The organism is Ancylobacter oerskovii (genome assembly GCF_018390555.1).
Lineage (GTDB): Bacteria > Pseudomonadota > Alphaproteobacteria > Rhizobiales > Xanthobacteraceae > Ancylobacter > Ancylobacter oerskovii.
Window position 1 is genome coordinate 102,181 of sequence record NZ_JAHBGB010000006.1, and the last position, 17,966, is coordinate 120,146.

The window sequence follows — 17,966 nt, forward strand, 5'->3', positions numbered from 1 at the left end:
GCGCTCTCAATTCTTCTCAGTGCCGCGGGCCGCGCCGCGATACATGGGCATGAGGACTCGGAAGGTGGTGCGGCGCGGCTGGCTGTCGCATTCGATGATGCCGCCATGGTCGCCGACGATCTTGGCGACCAAAGCGAGGCCGAGGCCGGTGCCGGTGGGCTTGGTGGTCACGAACGGGTCGAACAGATGCTGCATCAGGTCCTCCGGCACGCCGGGACCGTTGTCGCGCACGCAGAATTCCAGCGGCAGGCTCACCCGCGTCGCCGAGCCGGGCACGGTGAGCCGCACGCCGGGACGGAAGGCGGTGGTGAGCATGATCTCGCCATCCGGGCTGTCGCCAATGGCTTCCGCGGCGTTCTTCACCAGATTGAGGAAGATCTGCACGAGCTGGTCGCGGTTCGCCAGCACCGGCGGCAGCGAGGGGTCGTATTCCTCGACGAAGCGGATGTTGCGGGCGAAGCCGGTGGAGGCCAGCGTGCGCACATGCTCCAGCACCGCATGGATGTTCACCGGCTCGCGCTCGATCGGGCGCTCGTCGGAGAATACCTCCATGCGGTCGACCAGCTTGACGATGCGGTCGGCCTCGTCGGTGATCAGCCGGGTGAGCGAGCGGTCATCGTCGCTGGCGTTGAGCTCCAGCAACTGCGCCGCGCCGCGAATGCCCGAGAGTGGGTTCTTGATCTCGTGCGCCAGCATCGAGGCCAGCGCGGTGACGGAACGGGCGGCGCCGCGATGGGTGAGCTGGCGGTCCATCTTGTCGGCGATGGTGCGCTCCTGCAGCATCACCACCACATGGCCGGGCGCCTCCGGCAGCGGCGCGACGTGGATGTCGACGATGCGCTCGCCGCCATTGCGCGGCGTGCCGAGATCGACGCGATACTCGTTGACCGCCGCGCCGGAGTTGCGGACCTGCTCGACCAGCGCCAGCAGCGGGCTGCCGAACGGAATGAATTCCTGCAGGCGATGCCGGGCGAGGACGGCGTGGCCGGCCTCGAAGAAGGCTTCGGCGGCGACGTTGGCCTCGATCAGGTGGTCGTCGTCCGAAACCGTGAACACCGGATGCGGCAGCGCGTTCACCACCGCCTCCGACATGGCCGGGCTGCCGGCCTCCAGGCCGGGGGACGCGCCCTTCGCGGCCAGCTTGCGGGGCGCCGGAGCCTTGGTCTCCCCTCCCTTGGCCTCCCCTCCCTTGGCCGCGGCATCGGTCTTGAGCGTCTTCATGCTGCGGCACTCCATGACAATTCGTCGAAGGCGGCACGGATGCCGGCGCAAACCTCGCGGGGCGCCTCCTGGGTGAGGATGCGCTTGCGCCAGTGGGCCAGCGCATCCGGGGCGCGGCCGGCCGTGACGGCGGCCGCCTCCAGCGCCCAGCCGATGTGCTTGCGCGCCTGCCGGCGGCCGAGCTCGACGCCGTAATGCGACAGCCAGTCTTCATAGAGTTCGAGGAGCACGTCGCGCTGCTCGGCAAGGCCGGGATCGGCCGGCACGCGGCCATCGGCGAGATAGGCCGCGACCTGGGCCGGAAACCAGGGGCGCCCCTGGGCGCCGCGCCCGATCATCACCCCGGACCCGCCCGAATCGGCGAGCATGGACGGCGCCTGCTCCGCCGAGACGAGATCGCCATTGGCGAGCACCGGCAGGTCGATGGCGCTGCTGACGGCCGCGATCGCCGTCCAGTCGGCCGAGCCGGTGTAGAACTGGCAGCGGGTGCGACCGTGGATGGTGACCATCCGCACGCCGATATCCGCCGCGCGGCGGGCGAGTTCCGGCGCGATGAGCCCGCTATCGTCCCAGCCGAGCCGGGTCTTCAGCGTCACCGGCACCCGGACGGCGCCGACCACCGCCGCGATGATGGCGGTGGCGAGGTCGAGATCGCGCAGCAGCGCCGCCCCGGCGAGGCCGGTGGTGACCCGCTTCGCCGGGCAGCCCATGTTGATGTCGATCAGCGCCGCGCCGGAGGCCTCGGCCATGGCAGCGGCACGCGCCATCGAGGCGGGTTCGTTGCCGGCCAGCTGGACCGCGTGGACGGGCACGCCGGCGGCCTCGGCGCGGAGCGTCGTCTCGGCATGGCCGGATTCGAGCGCTTCCGAGGCGACCATTTCCGAGATCACCAGGCCGGCGCCATAGCGATGCGCCATCCGCCGGAACGGCGCATCGGTGATGCCCGCCATCGGCGCCAGCACGACGCGATTCGGCAGCGTCAGCGTGCCGACGGTCAGATTGGCGCTCGGAAAGGCAGTAACGAACAAGCGGTGATCACTCGGTGCACACGAAATGAGCCCAGAGGGCGGTGCCTACATAATAGACAGTCGGGGCTCGCCATCAAGCCTCTACCGCCAGATGCTTCGAAACTTTTGCACGGCCGTGCCGCTTTTGCGCTAAACGGGAAGCCGGGGCAAGGCCCGGACGCGTGCGCCGCAGCATGGCGACGGGCCCTGCCCGCGCGTGGAGGCGGAGTTGCGGGCGGACGACGTGCAGGTGAGCGGGGCGCGGGACGAAGCGGTGGACGCGACGGCGGATGTCGTGGTGGTGGCGGCGGGGCGCGGCACCCGCGCCGGCGAGGGGCTGCCGAAGCAGTACCGCCCCATTGGCGGGCGCCCGCTGCTGCGCCACACGCTGGAGCGCTTCCTCGGCCAGCCCGGCATCCGCCGGGTGGTGACGGTGATCGACCCTGCCCATGCCGAGCTCTATGCCGCGGCGACGCAGGGGCTTTCGGGTGCCGGCGGCGCCCGCCTCGCGGCACCGGTGACGGGGGGCGCGACCCGGCAGGCCTCGGTGCGCGCCGGGCTGGAGGCGCTGGCGGAGGATCCGCCCGAGCTGGTGCTGATCCACGACGCCGCCCGCCCCTTCGTCTCGGCGCGGCTGGTGGCCGATGCGCTGGAGACGGCCGCGCGGCATGGGGCGGCGGTGCCGGTGCTGCGGCTTGTCGACACGGTGAAGCGCTGGGAGGCGGACGGCTTCGTGGTCTCCGGCCCCGACCGGGACCTGCTGCGCAGCGTGCAGACGCCGCAGAGCTTTCGCTACGCCCTGATTCGCGAGGCGCATCGCGCGCTCGCCGGGCGCGACGACCTCACCGACGACGCCGCGGTGGCGGATGCCGCCGGGCATCGGGTGGCGAGCTTCACCGGCGATGCCGCCAATCTCAAACTGACGACGCCGGAGGATTTCGTGGGCGCCGAACGGGTTCTTGCGCGGGAACTTCGCGACCTCGCCGATGTGCGCAGCGCCACCGGCTATGACGTGCACGCCTTCGGCGAGGGCGACCATGTGATGCTGGGCGGCATCGCCATTCCCTTCGGGCGCGGGCTGGCCGGCCATTCCGACGCCGATGTGGTGCTGCACGCGCTGACCGATGCGCTGCTCGGTACCATCGGCGCCGAGGATATCGGCTTCCATTTCCCGCCCTCCAAGCCGGAATGGAAGGGGGCGGCCTCCGACCAGTTCCTGCGCCACGCGGTGGACCTCGTCGCGGCCAAGGGCGGGCGGGTGGCGCATCTCGACGCCACCATCGTCTGCGAGGAGCCGAAGATCGGCCCGCATCGCCAGGCGATGCGCGAGCGGATCGCCGGGATCGCCGGGCTTCCGGTGGCGCGGGTGAGCGTGAAGGCGACCACCAGCGAGCGGCTGGGCTTCACCGGCCGGCGCGAGGGCATCGCCGCGCTCGCCACCGCCACGGTGCGGCTGCCCTTCACGGAGGACGGGGAATGAACGATCGCGATGCGCTCGCCAGCCGGGTGCTGGAGCTGTGCCGGGCCCGCGGCCTCACCGTGGCGACGGCGGAATCCTGCACCGGCGGGCTGGTCAGCGGGGCGCTGACCGAGATCGCCGGCTCGTCCGACGTGGTGGACCGGGCCTTCGTCACCTATTCCAACGCCGCAAAGGTGGCGGTGCTCGGCGTCTCCGAGGCGACGCTGGCGGCGCATGGCGCGGTGAGCGAGGAGACGGCGCGGGAGATGGTGGCCGGGCTGCTGAAGGTGGCCGGCACCTCGCTCGGCGTCTCCGTCACCGGCATCGCCGGGCCGGGCGGCGGTTCGCCGCAGAAGCCGGTCGGGCTGGTACATTTCGCCGCCGCGCGGGCCGATGGCCGGGTGATCGTGCGGCGCGAGGTGTTCGCCGGCGAGGACCGCACCGGCGTGCGCGCCCGTTCGGTGATGACGGCGCTGGATATGCTGGCGGAACTGGCGGAAGGCTAGACGCGCTCCACGCCACGGCCGCCGCCGCCGCGCGGCCGAGGGAGCGGCCTCAGGCCAATGTGCCGTAGACGATATCGGCGCGCTTCTCGAACGCCTCGGCGAAGCGGCGGAAGGCGGCGTCGAACATCGCCCCCATCAGCATGCCGAGCGTGCGCGAGCGGAACTCGTAATCGATGAAGAACTCGACCTCGCAGGACCGCTCGCCGGTCTGGCGGAAGGTCCAGCGATTCTCCAGCCGGCTGAACGGGCCGTCGAGATATTCCACCACGATGGTGAGGCGCGGCCTGTCGAGCGTCACCCGGCTGGTGAAGCTCTCGCGGAACAGCTTGTAGGCGACGCTCATATCGGCGACGAGGATGTCGATCCCCTCCCCGCTCGCCACCTTCCGGCGCACATGCAGGCTCTCGCAGAGCGGCACGAATTCCGGGTAGCGCTCGACATCGGCGACGAGATCGAACATGTCGGCGGCCGAGTGCCGGACCTGCCGCTTGCTGCGGAACGAGGGCATGGCTCAGGCGGGCGAGAGCGCAGGAGCCGCGGTGCCGAGCTTGCCCGCCCGCGCCGCGCGCAGCCGGGCGAAATCCTCGCCGGCATGGTGCGAGGAGCGGGTCAGCGGGCTCGACGAGACCATCAGGAAGCCCTTGGCATAGGCGATGGTCTCGTAGGACTTGAACTCCTCCGGCGTCACGAAGGCCATCACCGGGTGATGCTTGCGGGTGGGCTGCAGGTACTGGCCGATGGTCATGAAATCGATATCCGCCGAGCGGAAATCGTCCATCAGCTGCAGCACCTCGTTACGGACCTCGCCGAGGCCGACCATGATGCCGGACTTGGTGAAGATCGACGGATCGAGCTCCTTCACCCGCTGCAGCAGCCGCAGCGAATGGAAGTAGCGCGCGCCGGGCCGCACCTTGAGATAGAGCGAGGGCACGCATTCGAGATTGTGGTTGAACACGTCCGGCTTCGCCTCGACCACCACTTCCAGCGCGCCGTCCTTGCGCAGGAAATCCGGGGTGAGGATCTCGATGGTGGTGCCGGGGCTGGTGGCGCGAATGGCGCGGATGGTGCGGGCGAAATGCTCGGCCCCGCCATCGGCGAGGTCGTCGCGGTCCACCGAGGTGACGACGACATGTTCGAGGCCGAGGCGGGCCACCGCGTCCGCCACCTTCTGCGGCTCGTCGCGGTCGAGCGGGCCGGGCATGCCGGTGCGGACGTTGCAGAAGGCACAGGCGCGCGTGCAGGTGTCGCCCATGATCATGAAGGTGGCGTGCTTCTTCTGCCAGCACTCGCCGATATTCGGGCAGCTGGCCTCCTCGCACACGGTGACGAGGCCGCCGGCGCGCACGATGTTCGCCGTCTCCTGCCAGGCGGGATTGCCGGGCGCGCGCACGCGGATCCAGTCCGGCTTCTTCAGAGCCGGGGTCTCGGGCCGGTTCACCTTCTCGGGGTGGCGGGGCTTTTCGAGAGCGCGGTTCAAAGTGTTGAGGACGGTGACCATGCAGTGCCCGATTCCGTTGGAGTTCGGCCCGTACGCGTTGCGCCTTCACACTTAGTCGCTGTGTGACGGCCGGGAAACCCCGCCTTGCGGAGGGGAGACCCGAGCCGGACGCAGGACAGCCGCGCCGTCAGCGGCTGCGAAGCTTGCGCCAGATGAACAGCACGATGATGGCGCCGACGGTGGCGGCGATCAGGGTGCGGAAGAAGCCGAACACCGGGATGTCGACCAGCTCGGCGAGATATTTGCCGACGAAGGCGCCGATCAGGCCGAACAGCAGGTTGGCGAACAGGCCGTGATCGCTCTCGGTGACACGCTCGGCGATCCAGCCGGCGAGCAGGCCGATGATGATCATGGTGAACCAGCCGACACCCGGCTGGTTCGCGACGGCGGCGAAGCTTTCCATGGACGATTCCTACCCCTGCCGATCGGCCCCGAAGGCCCCCTCAGATGTGGATGGCGCGCCCATAAGCGGCGAGCACGCTCTCATGCATGGTCTCAGAAACCGTCGGGTGCGGGAAGACGGCGTTGATCAGCTCTTCCTCGGTGGTTTCGAGATTCATGGCGAGCACGAAGCCCTGGATCATCTCGGTCACTTCGGCACCGACCAGATGAGCGCCGAGCAACTGGCCGGTCTTGGCGTCGAAGATGGTCTTGACGAGACCTTCCGCCTCGCCCAGCGCCACCGCCTTGCCATTGCCGATGAAGGGGAAGCGGCCGACCTTGACCTCGTAGCCGGCTTCCTTGGCCTTCTTCTCGGTGAGGCCGACGGACGCCACCTGCGGCATGCAATAGGTGCAGCCGGGGATCATCAGCTTGTCCATCGGATGGGCGTGCTTGCCGGCGATGCCCTCGACGCAGATCACGCCTTCATGCTCGGCCTTGTGCGCCAGCATGGGCGGGCCGGCGACGTCGCCAATGGCATAGATGCCCGGCACATTGGTGCGGCACAGGCCATCGATGACTACGCAGCCGCGATCGGTCTTCACGCCGAGCTTCTCGAGGCCGAGATTCTCGATATTGCCGACCACGCCGACCGCCGAGATGAGACGGTCCGCCGCCAGGGTGACGGTCTTGCCGTCGGCGGTCTCGACGGTGGCGCTGACGTTGTCCGCGCCCTTCACCACCTTCGACACCTTGGCGCCGGTGAGGATCTTGATGCCCTGCTTCTCGAAGCGCTTGCGGGCGTGATCGGCGATCTCCTCGTCCTCGACAGGGAGGATCTGCGGGAGCAGCTCGATGATGGTCACGTCTGAGCCCATCGCCTTGTAGAAGGAGGCGAATTCGACGCCGATGGCGCCCGAGCCCATGATGAGCAGCGACTTCGGCACGCTGGCCGGCGCCAGCGCGTCGAAATAGGTCCAGATCAGCTTGCTGTCCGGCTCGATGCCCGGCAGCGCGCGCGGGCGGGCGCCGGTGGCGACGATGATGTTCTTGGCGGTGTATTCGCCGGCGCCGAGGGCGCCCTTGGGCGCGCCATCGGTGGCGGCGACCGACACCTTGCCGGGCGCGGTGAGGGTGGCCTGGCCCCAGATCACCTCGACCTTGTTCTTCTTCAGGAGGAAGCCGACGCCGTTGCTCATCTGGCTGGCGATGCCGCGCGAGCGCTTCACCACCCCGGCGATGTCGACGCCGAACTTCTCGGCGACGAGGCCGTAATCCTTGGCGTGCTCGATATAGTGGAAGATCTCCGCCGAGCGCAGCAGCGCCTTGGCCGGGATGCAGCCCCAGTTCGGGCAGATGCCGCCCATGTACTGGCGCTCCACCACGCCGACCTTGAGCCCGAGCTGGGCGGCGCGGATGGCGGCGACATAGCCGCCGGGGCCGGAGCCGATGATGAGGAGGTCGTAGGAAGCGGCCATCTGGGTTGTTCCGTCATGCACCGGGGCCGCGCGGGCGGTTCGCGCCGGCAGGCCCCTCGCGAAGGTGGAGGCCGGGACGGCTGCCCCGGCCATGACGAGATCGGCGGTCGCTCAGACCAGCATCGACATCGGCTTCTCGATCAGCGCCTTGAAGGCGGTGAGAAGCTGCGCGCCCATGGCGCCGTCCATGACGCGGTGGTCGCAGGAGATCGTCACCGTCATCACCGTGGCGACGGCGAGCTCGCCCTTCTTCACCACCGCCCGCTGCTCGCTGGCGCCCACCGCTAGGATGGTGGCGTGCGGCGGGTTGATGATGGCGGTGAAGTCCTTGATCCCGAACATGCCGAGATTGGAGATCGCCGAGGAGCCGCCCTGGTACTCGTTCGGCGCCAGCTTCTTGTTGCGGGCGCGGATGGCGAGGTCGCGGGTCTCGTTGGAGATCGCCGACAGGGACTTGGTCTCCGCCTTGCGGATGATCGGGGTGAGCAGGCCCTTGCCGCCGTCGATCGCCACCGCGACGCCGATGTCGGAGTGCTTCAGCTTGAGGTAGCGGTCGCCGCCCCACACCATGTTGGCGTCCGGCACCTGCTGGAAGGCCAGCGCATAGGCCTTGATGACGAAGTCGTTGACCGAGAGCTTGTAGGACGGCTTGCCGTCCTTCTCCGGCGCGGCCTTGTTCAGGGTCTCGCGGAGCTTGAGCAACTCGTCCACGTCGCAATCGACGGTGAGGTAGAAGGTCGGCACCGTCTGGCGGGCCTCGGTCATGCGCTGGGCGATGACGCGGCGCATGCCGTCGAGCGGGATCTCCTCATAGGTGCCGGCCTCGTAATAGGCCTTGACCTGATCGAGCAGCGCGCCGGGGGCCGGGGCGGGCTTGGCGGCCGGGGTCGCAGCGGCGGGCGCCGCGGGCGCCGCGGCAGCCGGCTTGGTGGCGCCGGGCGTCGCGGTGCCGATGTCGGCGGCGACGATGCGGCCGCGCGGGCCGGAGCCCTTCACGGTCGACAGGTCGACGCCCTTGTCCCTGGCGAGGCGGCGGGCCAGCGGCGAGGCGAAGACGCGCTCGCCGGTAGCGACCGGTGCCGGCGCAGCGGCAGCCGGAGCCGGTGCCGCGACGGGAGCGGCGGCGGGTTCGGCCGGCTTCGGCGCTTCGGCGACGGGCGCCGGAGCCGCTGCGGCCGGTGTCGGGGCGGAGGCGCCGCCGGCGGCGACCGCCTTGGCGTCCTCGCCGTCAGTGGCGAGCACGGCGATGAGCTGGTTCACCGGCACGTCCGCCGTGCCTTCCGGCACCAGGATCTTCGCCAGCGTGCCCTCGTCGATGGCCTCGACTTCCATCGTGGCCTTGTCGGTCTCGATCTCGGCGATCACGTCGCCGGGCGCGACCTTGTCGCCTTCCTTCTTGAGCCACTTGGCGAGGTTGCCCTTCTCCATGGTGGGAGACAGGGCCGGCATGAGGATCTCGATCGGCATATCTGCTCTCCGTCCTCAGCAGCTTCAGCGATAGGTCACGGCCCGGGCGGCCTCGACCACTTCCTGGACGTTCGGCAGCGCGAGCTTCTCGAGATTGGCGGCGTAGGGCATCGGGACGTCCTTGCCGTAGACGCGCAGCACCGGCGCATCGAGATAATCGAAGGCCTGCTCCATGACGCGGGCGGCGATCTCGGCGCCGACGCCGGACTGGCCCCAGCCCTCCTCCACCGTGACCAGGCGGCCGGTCTTGCGGACCGAGGCGAGGATGGTCTCGGTGTCCATCGGGCGGATGGTGCGCAGGTCGATCACCTCGGCGTCGATGCCGAGCTTGGCGAGCTCTTCCGCGCCCTTCAGCGCGTATTGCATGCCGATCGACCACGCCACCAGCGTCACGTCCTTGCCGGGACGCGCGATGCGCGCCTTGCCGAGCGGGACGATGAAATCGTCGAGCTTCGGCACCGGCGAGGCGTGGCCGTAGAGGATCTCGTTCTCGAGGAAGATCACCGGGTTGGGATCGCGGATCGCCGCCTTGAGCAGGCCCTTGGCGTCGGCGGCGGTATAGGGCGCCACCACCTTGAGGCCGGGAATGTGCGAGTACCAGGCAGTGTAGTCCTGGCTGTGCTGCGCGGCGACGCGGGCGGCGGCGCCGTTGGGGCCGCGGAACACGATGGAGCACTGGATCTGGCCGCCGGACATATAGAGCGTCTTGGCGGCGGAGTTGATGATCTGGTCGATCGCCTGCATGGCGAAGTTGAAGGTCATGAACTCGACGATCGGCTTCAGGCCCGCCATGGCGGCGCCGACGCCGACGCCGGCGAAGCCGTGCTCGGTGATCGGGGTATCGATGACCCGCTTGGCGCCGAATTCCTGCAGCAACCCTTGAGTGATCTTGTAGGCGCCCTGATATTCGGCGACCTCCTCGCCCATGACGAAGACGTCGCCGTCGCGGCGCATCTCCTCGGCCATGGCGTCGCGCAGCGCCTCGCGCATGGTCTGGTTGACCATCTCGGTGCCTTCCGGCACCTCCGGCTCGGGCGCCGGGGCGGAGACGACGGCCGGGGCCGCCGGGGCGGGCGCGGCGGTGACGACCGGCGCCGGCTCGGCCGGGGCAGCGGCCACCGGTGGCGCGGATTCGGCGGCCTTCGGGGTCGGTGCCGCGGCGGCGGCGCCGGCATCCTCGCCCTCGGCGAGGATCAGGGCGATCGGCGTGTTCACCGCGACGTCCTGGGTGCCTTCTGGCACCAGGATCTTGCCGAGGGTGCCCTCATCGACCGCCTCGACTTCCATCGTGGCCTTGTCGGTCTCGATCTCGGCGATGACATCGCCGGACTTCACCGTATCGCCCTCTTTCTTGATCCACTTGGAGAGGTTGCCCTTCTCCATGGTGGGCGACAGGGCGGGCATGAGAATTTCGGTCGGCATGGCGGCGTTCCCCAAAGAACGAGCGTCGAGATCGCGCGTCACTGATGCGTCTGCGCCGGGAGCGCAAACGTCAGGTTGCTGTAGACGGCCAACGAAGCGGTGGCCACGAGAAAGGCGACGAAGAGGGCGACCAGCATCCGCGAGAGGCGTTGCGAAAGATTGGCCGCCCGGTCCGCCGGCGCCCCGGCGAGGTGGCGTATGGCGAAGGGCCACACGACCATCTTGATCCAGTCGACAGCCGCGTTGCTGCCGCCGCCGGCGCGGACGCCGGAAAGAATGCGGAACGCCGTGCCGACGGAAAACACCCACAGCACGACGATCGCCGATGCTCCGGCGACCCACAAACCCCAGAACAGCCAGGCGAGCATGCCCCCTACTCCGCGATCAGCGGAGGACGTCGGTGTAGAGCTCGGAGGGATCCGGCTCCGGGTCGTGGCTGGCGAAATCGGCGGCGGCGTTCATCACCTCGCGGATCTCGGCGTCGATGGTCTTGAGGTCTTCCTCGCTGGCCCAGCCCTTCTCCAGGAGACGCGCACGGACCTGCTCGATCGGGTCGTGCTCGGTGCGCATCTTCTGCACCTCCTCCTTCGACCGGTACTTGGCCGGGTCGGACATGGAGTGGCCGCGATAGCGATAGGTGAGCATTTCGAGGATGTAAGGGCCCTTGCCGGAGCGGGCGAACTCGACGGCGCGCTCGCCGGCGGCCTTGACCGCCCGCACATCCATGCCGTCGACCTGCTCGCCGGGAATGTTGAAGGAGGCGCCGCGCTTGGAGAAGTCGGTCTGGGCGGAGGCGCGGCTCACCGCGGTGCCCATCGCATACCGGTTGTTCTCGATGATGTAGACCACCGGCAGCTTCCAGAGCTCCGCCATGTTGAAGCTCTCGTAGACCTGCCCCTGGTTGGAGGCGCCGTCGCCGAAATAGGTCAGGCAGACATTGCCGTTGCCGCGGTAGTGATCGGCGAAGGCGAGGCCGGTGCCGAGCGACACCTGGGCGCCGACGATGCCGTGGCCGCCGAAGAAGCCCTTCTCGATGCTGAACATGTGCATCGAGCCGCCCTTGCCCTTGGAATAGCCGCCGCGGCGGCCGGTGAGCTCGGCCATGACGCCCTTGGGGTCCATGCCGGTGGCCAGCATGTGGCCGTGGTCGCGATAGCCGGTGATCACCTGATCGCCGGTCTTCAGCGCCATCTGCATGCCGACGACGACCGCTTCCTGGCCGATATAGAGGTGGCAGAAGCCGCCGATGAGGCCCATGCCGTACATCTGGCCGGCCTTCTCCTCGAAACGCCGGATCTCCAGCATCTGACGATAGGCGGCGAGTTCCTGGTCCTTCGAGAAGTCCAACTTTGCGGCGGTCCGTTCCGACCGCTTCGCGGGAGCTTTCGGCGCGGCGCTCTTGGCGGCGGCCTTGGGGGCGGGGGACTTCTTCGCAGCGACAACCATAGGCGCATCCCTAGCTCGTTACCGGATTTTGCCAGTGTCTTAGCGCAACTCCCCCGTCATTGCTACGCGCAGAATGCATTGCTGCGACGCACAACATGTTGCCAGCGCAAGGGTTTCCAATTTTCAACTTAAATCGAGTTAAATATGACATTTAACTCAAATCAGATTAAGCTATTGCGATCTATCGCTTTCCCATTGGTATGCCAGACATGCACCCGCGCGGGGCGCTTTTCGCGCCCTGCACGAATTAAACCTGTGATCGAGGTCTATTGCGCCAGAACCGCGTGGGCGCGCGGGCGCAGCAGGACGAGATCCTTGGGATGGACGAGATTGAGGAGCGAACGCGCCTGCTCGTCGAGCATGTCGGCGTCGACCAGCTCGGGCGACAGCAGGCGGACCTTGGCCTCGATGGCCTGGCGCTGGGTGCGCAGGACATCGCGCTCCTGCGTCAGCCCCTGCATCTGCTCCTCGAAGTGCCGCCGGGCGACCAGGCCGTACTGGCCGTTATAACCCTGGAAGGCGAAATAGCCGATGAGGCAGGCTGCGCCGAGATGCAGCGTGATGGTTTGGAGAATCGAGCGCCAGCGGGTTCTTGCTATCATGGAAGCGGAGCGTAGCCGGATCCGGTTTCAGCTCCGTTAACCGTAAGCGACAAATCGCCGGCAAGGGCGGTGGCGGGAGCCGGGAGCCGGTTCGGCGGCGAGGCCGGAGGGGGGATGTCGCGAGCGAAAGGGGCTTGGGGCGTCGAGGGCCCCTCACCCCACCCCTCTCCCCGACGGGGAGAGGGAGGCGCCCGGGTCTGCGCGGGGTGTGCCTGCGGGGTGGCGGATCCTGGTGGGGATGGGAGTTTCGGCGGCTGGGCGGAGGCGCAGGACGGGTGCGTCGCCGGGGACGGCCTTATCGGGCGGGGAAATGTCGAGGATCTGCAGTGAAGCGGCAGGCGCCCGGGTTGTGCCTCGGGGTCGAGGGGGATGCCGCGGGCGAAGGGGTTTGGAGTGTCGAAGGTCCCTCACCCTACCCCTCTCCCCGACGGGGAGAGGTAGGCGCCCGGGGTCGGTGCGGGGCGCGCATGCGGGAGACACGGGGCGCCGGTGGTGGCCAGTGCCGCGTCGGGATGAAGTGCCGGGCCCGCCCCTCCCCGCCGGGAGCGGGGCAGGCCCGGCAACGGGATCAGGCGAGCGCCTTCAGCGCCGAACGGCCGGCATAGATCGCCTGCGGGCCGAGTTCCTGCTCGATGCGCAGCAGCTGGTTGTACTTGGCGGTCCGGTCGGAACGCGCCAGCGAGCCGGTCTTGATCTGCCCGCAATTGGTGGCGACCGCGAGATCGGCGATGGTCGAATCCTCGGTCTCGCCCGAGCGGTGCGACATCACCGCGGTGTAGCCGGCCTTGTGGGCCATCTCGACCGCGTTGAGCGTCTCGGTGAGCGAGCCGATCTGGTTCACCTTCACCAAGATCGAGTTGCCGACGCCCTGCTTGATACCCGCTTCGAGCCGCTTGACGTTGGTGACGAACAGGTCGTCGCCGACCAGCTGCACCTTCGAGCCGATGGTGTCGGTGAGCAGCTTCCAGCCCGCCCAATCGTCCTCGGCCATGCCGTCCTCGATGGTGGCGATGGGATAGCGGGCGACAAGATCGGCGAGGTACTTCACCTGGGTCTCGATGTCGCGCACGACGCCCTCGCCCTCATAGTCGTACTTGCCGTTCTTGAAGAATTCGGTGGAGGCGCAGTCGAGGCCGATATAGACGTCCTCGCCCGGCTTGTAGCCGGCGGTCTCGATGGCCTTCACCACGAAGGCGAGCGCGGCGTCGGCCGACGGCAGGTTGGGCGCGAAGCCGCCCTCGTCGCCGACATTGGTGTTGTGGCCGGCATCCTTCAGCGCCTTCTTCAGCGTGTGGAAGATCTCGGCGCCGGTGCGCAGGCCTTCCGCGAAGCTCTCGGCGCCGACCGGCAGGATCATGAATTCCTGGAAGTCGATCGGGTTGTCGGCATGCGCGCCGCCATTGACGATGTTCATCATCGGCACGGGGAGCACGCGGGCGTTGACGCCGCCGACATAGCGGTAGAGCGGCAGCTCGCGGGCGGCGGCGGCGGCCTTGGCCAGCGCCAGCGACACGCCGAGGATGGCGTTGGCGCCGAGGCGGGCCTTGTTCGGCGTGCCGTCGAGCTCGATCAGGATCTGGTCGAGGGCCGCCTGGTCCTCGGCGTCCATACCGCCGATGGCGTCGAAGATCTCGCCGTTGACGGCGTCGACCGCCTTCTCCACGCCCTTGCCGAGATAGCGGGACTTGTCGCCGTCGCGCAGCTCGACCGCCTCATGGGCGCCGGTCGAGGCGCCGGACGGCACCGCCGCGCGGCCCTGGGAGCCGTCCTCCAGGATCACATCGACCTCGACGGTCGGGTTCCCACGGCTGTCCAGAATTTCGCGGCCGATAATGTCGACGATGGCAGTCATTCGCTTCCCCAATGCGTCATGGTGGGCGGTGTCGCAGGCGGTGCCTTCGGCGCTTCTACCGTCTCACCATGACATGCGAAAGAGGTACGGCTAAAGAACGCGGCCGGGGACGGGGCGAGGAGACAGAGATGACCGACGACATGCTGCAGCTCGGGCGCCAGACCGCATGGCCGGCCTCGCCGGAGGAGGCGGTGCTCGACCGCGTGCCCAACCCGCAGGCCGATACGCTCTACGTCGCCCGCTTCACCTGCCCGGAATTCACCTCGCTCTGCCCGGTGACGGGGCAGCCGGACTTCGCGCATCTGGTCATCGACTACGTGCCGGACGGGTGGCTGGTGGAATCGAAGTCGCTGAAGCTCTACCTCGCCAGCTTCCGCAACCACGGCGCCTTCCACGAGGACTGCACGGTGGCGGTGGGGCGCCGGCTTCACGATCTGCTGAAGCCGCACTGGCTGCGCATCGGCGGCTACTGGTACCCGCGCGGCGGCATCCCGATCGACGTGTTCTGGCAGAGCGGGGCGCCGCCGAAGGATATCTGGCTGCCGGACCAGGGCGTGCCGCCCTATCGCGGCCGCGGCTGACGCGCCTCGCCGGCTTGACACCGGCTGCCCCCGCCGGGAAGGTTCGTGCCCTCATGGAGCGGCTCCGGCCGGCATGAAAGGAGCGCTCCGTGCCGACATCCTTCGCGGTGGTGGTCACCAACTACAATTACGGCCGCTTCGTCCTCGACGCGGTCGGCAGCGCGCTGGCGCAGACCCGCCCGCCGGAGCGGGTGATCGTGATCGACGACGGCTCGACCGACGACTCGGCGATGCGGCTGACGCGGGCCTACGGGCAGGATCCGCGCGTCGAGCTGGTCTTTTCCGCCAATCGCGGCCAGCTGGCCGGCTTCGCCGCCGGCGTCGGCCGGGCGAGCGCCGACGTGGTGTGCTTCCTCGACGCCGACGACCTGTGGGAACCGGACTATCTCGCCCGGATCGGCGCGCTCTACGACGCCCGGCCGGAGGTCGATTTCGTGTTCTCCAACCTGCGGCAGTTCGACCAGTCGACCGCTGTCGAGGCCTTCGCGCCGGAGGAGGAGGATCTCGGCCATACGGCGGTGATGACCTATCTCACCGGCACCTGGTACGGCGCCTCGACCTCGGCGCTGTCGCTGCGGCTCTACTGGGCGCGGCGCTGCACCGACTTCCCCGAGCCGTTCCTGCGCATGTGGCGGCTCTGCGCCGATGGCTGCCTCGTGCTGTCCGCCAGCCTCTACGGCGCCCGAAAATATTACCTGCCGACCGATGCCGTCCGCTATCGCGTGCATGGCCATAATGGCTGGTACGGCAACCGGACCGACGTGTCCGACTACCGCGAATCCCTCGCCAAGCGCACCACTCTCAACCATTGCGCCCGGCTGATAGGGCTGGAGCCCAATTGCGCGGCGATGCTGCCGCTGGAGCTCGCCACCAAGCCGTCGCCGCCGGAGCGCGAGGTGGCCCGCTATCGCGCCCTCATCGAGCAGATGGCGCGCGACCCGGCCTCGGTGCATCCGCTGGCGCACGTACCCGCGCCGCGCCGGGACCTGACGGCCGGCGCCGCCGCGGCGGGGTACGATCCGCTGCGTCTCGCCGCCGCCCTCCGCGACGCCGGGGGGCTGCCGCGGATCCCGGACCCGCTCCTCGTCGTCGGGCGCCGCTCGCCGTGGCGCCATCCGCGCCGCTACCTGCGCGACGTCCTGCGCGTGGTGCTGCAGAAGCCGAACCTCTGATCCCTCACTCCACGGTGACGGATTTGGCGAGGTTGCGCGGCTGGTCGACGTCGGTGCCCATCTGCACCGCCGTGTGATAGGCGATCAGCTGGATCGGGATCGCGTAGACCAGCGGCGTCACGAAGGGGTGCATCTCCGGCAGCACCAGCGTCGCTTCGGTCTCGATGCCGGCCTCGGCGGCGCCGCGCGCATCGGTGAGCAGCACGATGCGGCCGCCGCGCGCCGCGACCTCCTGCATGTTCGACATGGTCTTGTCGAACACCTGGTCATGCGGGGCGATGACCACCACCGGCATCTTCTCGTCGATCAGCGCGATCGGGCCGTGCTTCAGCTCGCCGGCGGCATAGCCTTCCGCGTGGATGTAGGAAATCTCCTTCAGCTTCAGCGCCCCTTCGAGCGCGAGCGGATAGGAGGTGGCGCGGCCGAGATAGAGCACGTCCTGCGACTTGGCGAAGGAGCGGGCCAGCACCTCGATCTGCGGGCCGAGCCGCAGCGCCTCGTTCATCAACCGGGGCACCTCGATCAGCGCCCGCACCAGCTCGCGCTCGCGCTCCGGCGTCAGCACGCCGCGCGCGCGGCCCGCCGCCACCGCGACGGCGGCCAGCGTCGCCAGCTGGCAGGTGAACGCCTTGGTGGAGGCGACGCCGATCTCCGGGCCGGCGAGGGTCGGCATCACCGCGTCGCTCTCGCGGGCGATGGTGGAGGTCGGCACGTTGATGACCGCCATCACCTTCTGGCCCTCCTGTCGCGCATAGCGCAGCGAGGCGAGCGTATCGGCGGTCTCGCCGGACTGGGAGATGACGATGGCGAGGCCGTTCTTCGGCAGCGGCGCCTCGCGGTAGCGGAACTCGGAGGCGACGTCGATCTCCACCGGCAGGCGGGCGATCTGCTCGAACCAGTATTTGGCGATCAGCCCGGCATAATAGGCGGTGCCGCAGGCGGCGATGGAGATCCGCTCCAGGCCGGTGAAGTCGAACGGCAGGTCGGCTTCCAGCAGCACGGTCTCGGCGGCGAGGTCGAGATAATGCGCCAGCGTGTGGGAGACCACCTCGGGCTGCTCGTGCATCTCCTTGGCCATGAAGTGGCGGTGATTGCCCTTCTCGACCAGGAAGGCGGTGGCGGAGGAGCGCTGGATGGGGCGCACCACCACGTCGTTGGCGGCGTTGCGGATCTCCGCCCGGCCGCGATGCAGCACCGCCCAGTCGCCGTCGTCGAGATAGCAGATCTGGTCGGTGAAGGGGGCGAGCGCGATGGCGTCCGAGCCGAGATACATCTCGCCCTTGCCGTAGCCGATGGCGAGCGGCGAGCCCTTGCGGGCGCCGATCAAGAGGTCGTCCTCGCCATCGAACATGAAGGCGAGCGCGAAGGCGCCCTTGAGGCGCGGCAGCGAGGCGGCGACCGCCGCCTCCGGGCCGGCGCCGCTGCGCAGCTCGCGGGTGACGAGGTGGGCGACGACCTCGGTATCGGTCTCGCTCTCGAAATTGGCGCCGTCGCGCAGCAGCTCCTCGCGCAGCTCGCGATAATTCTCGATGATGCCGTTATGCACCACCGCCACCTGCGTGGTCGCATGCGGGTGCGCGTTGGCGACGCTGGGCCTGCCGTGGGTGGCCCAGCGCGTGTGCCCGATGCCGATCTGCCCGGCGAGCGGCGCCTGGGCGAGCTCGGTCTCCAGGTTGCGCAGCTTGCCCTGGGCGCGGCGGCGATTGAGCCGGCCGGCTTCCAGCGTGGCGATGCCGGCGGAATCATAGCCGCGATATTCAAGACGCTTGAGCGAATCGACGAGCCGATCGGCCACGGGGGCGGTACCGACGATGCCAATGATGCCACACATGGCGAAGACCTTTCGCGCGAACCAGCACAGAAGCTTACCGGTA

General features: G+C 68.9%; 16 protein-coding genes and 1 pseudogene. 4 read left to right on the forward strand and 13 right to left on the reverse strand.

From position 1 onward, the window contains the following. Positions 1 to 6: 6 nt before the first annotated feature. Positions 7 to 1,092, reverse strand: a complete 1,086-nt coding sequence (locus KHC19_RS05740) for a two-component system sensor histidine kinase NtrB (RefSeq protein ID WP_213351734.1) — start codon at positions 1,090 to 1,092, stop codon at positions 7 to 9. Positions 1,093 to 1,217: 125 nt separating this feature from the next. After that, positions 1,218 to 2,249 carry a tRNA dihydrouridine synthase DusB gene (gene dusB, locus KHC19_RS05745; RefSeq protein WP_281418542.1) on the reverse strand — a complete coding sequence of 344 codons (1,032 nt, stop codon included), beginning with the start codon at positions 2,247 to 2,249 and terminating at the stop codon, positions 1,218 to 1,220. A gap of 253 nt (positions 2,250 to 2,502) precedes the next feature. Here dusB and KHC19_RS05750 point away from each other — a divergent pair, with 253 nt between their 5' ends. Together KHC19_RS05750 and KHC19_RS05755 are read left to right on the forward strand one after the other, a co-directional pair. After that, the gene (locus KHC19_RS05750) at positions 2,503 to 3,708 is read left to right on the forward strand and encodes a bifunctional 2-C-methyl-D-erythritol 4-phosphate cytidylyltransferase/2-C-methyl-D-erythritol 2,4-cyclodiphosphate synthase (protein WP_213351736.1); all 1,206 of its coding nucleotides are present in this window, start codon (positions 2,503 to 2,505) and stop codon (positions 3,706 to 3,708) included. After that, positions 3,705 to 4,328 (forward strand): annotated as a pseudogene (locus KHC19_RS05755) (CinA family protein); the annotation flags it as partial. The gene KHC19_RS05750 and the pseudogene KHC19_RS05755, both read left to right, overlap by 4 nt. Here KHC19_RS05755 and KHC19_RS05760 read toward each other — a convergent pair. The 10 genes from KHC19_RS05760 to eno all read right to left on the reverse strand — a co-directional run bounded on the left by KHC19_RS05760 (position 4,243) and on the right by eno (position 14,339). Beyond that, a complete protein-coding gene (locus tag KHC19_RS05760; protein WP_213351372.1) occupies positions 4,243 to 4,701 on the reverse strand; it encodes a type II toxin-antitoxin system RatA family toxin in 459 nt (152 codons plus the stop codon). The pseudogene KHC19_RS05755 and the gene KHC19_RS05760 overlap by 86 nt on opposite strands. A gap of 3 nt (positions 4,702 to 4,704) precedes the next feature. Continuing rightward, a complete protein-coding gene (gene lipA / locus KHC19_RS05765; RefSeq protein ID WP_213351373.1) occupies positions 4,705 to 5,691 on the reverse strand; it encodes a lipoyl synthase in 987 nt (328 codons plus the stop codon). 127 nt (positions 5,692 to 5,818) lie between these two features. Further along, positions 5,819 to 6,094 carry a GlsB/YeaQ/YmgE family stress response membrane protein gene (locus KHC19_RS05770; protein WP_213351374.1) on the reverse strand — a complete coding sequence of 92 codons (276 nt, stop codon included), beginning with the start codon at positions 6,092 to 6,094 and terminating at the stop codon, positions 5,819 to 5,821. 40 nt (positions 6,095 to 6,134) lie between these two features. Continuing rightward, on the reverse strand, positions 6,135 to 7,550 hold the full coding sequence (gene lpdA / locus KHC19_RS05775) for a dihydrolipoyl dehydrogenase (RefSeq protein ID WP_213351375.1): 1,416 nt from the start codon (positions 7,548 to 7,550) through the stop codon (positions 6,135 to 6,137). 111 nt (positions 7,551 to 7,661) lie between these two features. Further along, positions 7,662 to 9,017 (reverse strand): pyruvate dehydrogenase complex dihydrolipoamide acetyltransferase, encoded by a 1,356-nt coding sequence (locus KHC19_RS05780; RefSeq protein ID WP_213351377.1) that lies wholly within the window; start codon positions 9,015 to 9,017, stop codon positions 7,662 to 7,664. A gap of 24 nt (positions 9,018 to 9,041) precedes the next feature. Next, positions 9,042 to 10,439, reverse strand: coding sequence for a pyruvate dehydrogenase complex E1 component subunit beta (locus tag KHC19_RS05785; protein ID WP_213351379.1), 1,398 nt, complete (start codon positions 10,437 to 10,439; stop codon positions 9,042 to 9,044). A 38-nt stretch (positions 10,440 to 10,477) separates the two neighbouring features. Continuing rightward, positions 10,478 to 10,807 (reverse strand): hypothetical protein, encoded by a 330-nt coding sequence (locus KHC19_RS05790; protein ID WP_213351380.1) that lies wholly within the window; start codon positions 10,805 to 10,807, stop codon positions 10,478 to 10,480. Positions 10,808 to 10,823: 16 nt separating this feature from the next. Continuing rightward, positions 10,824 to 11,885, reverse strand: a complete 1,062-nt coding sequence (gene pdhA, locus KHC19_RS05795; RefSeq protein ID WP_213351382.1) for a pyruvate dehydrogenase (acetyl-transferring) E1 component subunit alpha — start codon at positions 11,883 to 11,885, stop codon at positions 10,824 to 10,826. Between the two features lie 266 nt (positions 11,886 to 12,151). Further along, positions 12,152 to 12,487: an FtsB family cell division protein gene (locus tag KHC19_RS05800; protein ID WP_213351384.1), complete on the reverse strand. Its 336-nt coding sequence runs from the start codon at positions 12,485 to 12,487 to the stop codon at positions 12,152 to 12,154. A 568-nt stretch (positions 12,488 to 13,055) separates the two neighbouring features. Then, entirely contained in the window at positions 13,056 to 14,339 is a 1,284-nt protein-coding gene (eno, locus tag KHC19_RS05805) for a phosphopyruvate hydratase (RefSeq protein WP_213351386.1), read from the reverse strand. A gap of 128 nt (positions 14,340 to 14,467) precedes the next feature. Between eno and queF the strand changes: the two genes are divergently transcribed. Further along, entirely contained in the window at positions 14,468 to 14,920 is a 453-nt protein-coding gene (queF, locus tag KHC19_RS05810; protein WP_213351387.1) for a preQ(1) synthase, read from the forward strand. Between the two features lie 89 nt (positions 14,921 to 15,009). Beyond that, positions 15,010 to 16,092, forward strand: coding sequence for a glycosyltransferase family 2 protein (locus KHC19_RS05815; protein ID WP_213351388.1), 1,083 nt, complete (start codon positions 15,010 to 15,012; stop codon positions 16,090 to 16,092). A gap of 4 nt (positions 16,093 to 16,096) precedes the next feature. Here KHC19_RS05815 and glmS read toward each other — a convergent pair whose 3' ends face one another. Next, on the reverse strand, positions 16,097 to 17,923 hold the full coding sequence (gene glmS, locus KHC19_RS05820) for a glutamine--fructose-6-phosphate transaminase (isomerizing) (RefSeq protein ID WP_213351389.1): 1,827 nt from the start codon (positions 17,921 to 17,923) through the stop codon (positions 16,097 to 16,099). Between the last annotated feature and the right edge of the window lie 43 nt (positions 17,924 to 17,966).

Coding starts and splice junctions, on each gene's coding strand:
- KHC19_RS05740 (WP_213351734.1), bottom strand. CDS start 1,092: ATGTCGGAGGCGGTGGTGAACGCGCTGCCGCATCCGGTGTTCACGGTT.
- KHC19_RS05760 (WP_213351372.1), bottom strand. CDS start 4,701: ATGCCCTCGTTCCGCAGCAAGCGGCAGGTCCGGCACTCGGCCGCCGAC.
- lipA (WP_213351373.1), bottom strand. CDS start 5,691: ATGGTCACCGTCCTCAACACTTTGAACCGCGCTCTCGAAAAGCCCCGC.
- KHC19_RS05770 (WP_213351374.1), bottom strand. CDS start 6,094: ATGGAAAGCTTCGCCGCCGTCGCGAACCAGCCGGGTGTCGGCTGGTTC.
- lpdA (WP_213351375.1), bottom strand. CDS start 7,550: ATGGCCGCTTCCTACGACCTCCTCATCATCGGCTCCGGCCCCGGCGGC.
- KHC19_RS05780 (WP_213351377.1), bottom strand. CDS start 9,017: ATGCCGATCGAGATCCTCATGCCGGCCCTGTCTCCCACCATGGAGAAG.
- KHC19_RS05785 (WP_213351379.1), bottom strand. CDS start 10,439: ATGCCGACCGAAATTCTCATGCCCGCCCTGTCGCCCACCATGGAGAAG.
- KHC19_RS05790 (WP_213351380.1), bottom strand. CDS start 10,807: ATGCTCGCCTGGCTGTTCTGGGGTTTGTGGGTCGCCGGAGCATCGGCG.
- pdhA (WP_213351382.1), bottom strand. CDS start 11,885: ATGGTTGTCGCTGCGAAGAAGTCCCCCGCCCCCAAGGCCGCCGCCAAG.
- KHC19_RS05800 (WP_213351384.1), bottom strand. CDS start 12,487: ATGATAGCAAGAACCCGCTGGCGCTCGATTCTCCAAACCATCACGCTG.
- eno (WP_213351386.1), bottom strand. CDS start 14,339: ATGACTGCCATCGTCGACATTATCGGCCGCGAAATTCTGGACAGCCGT.
- queF (WP_213351387.1), top strand. CDS start 14,468: ATGACCGACGACATGCTGCAGCTCGGGCGCCAGACCGCATGGCCGGCC.
- glmS (WP_213351389.1), bottom strand. CDS start 17,923: ATGTGTGGCATCATTGGCATCGTCGGTACCGCCCCCGTGGCCGATCGG.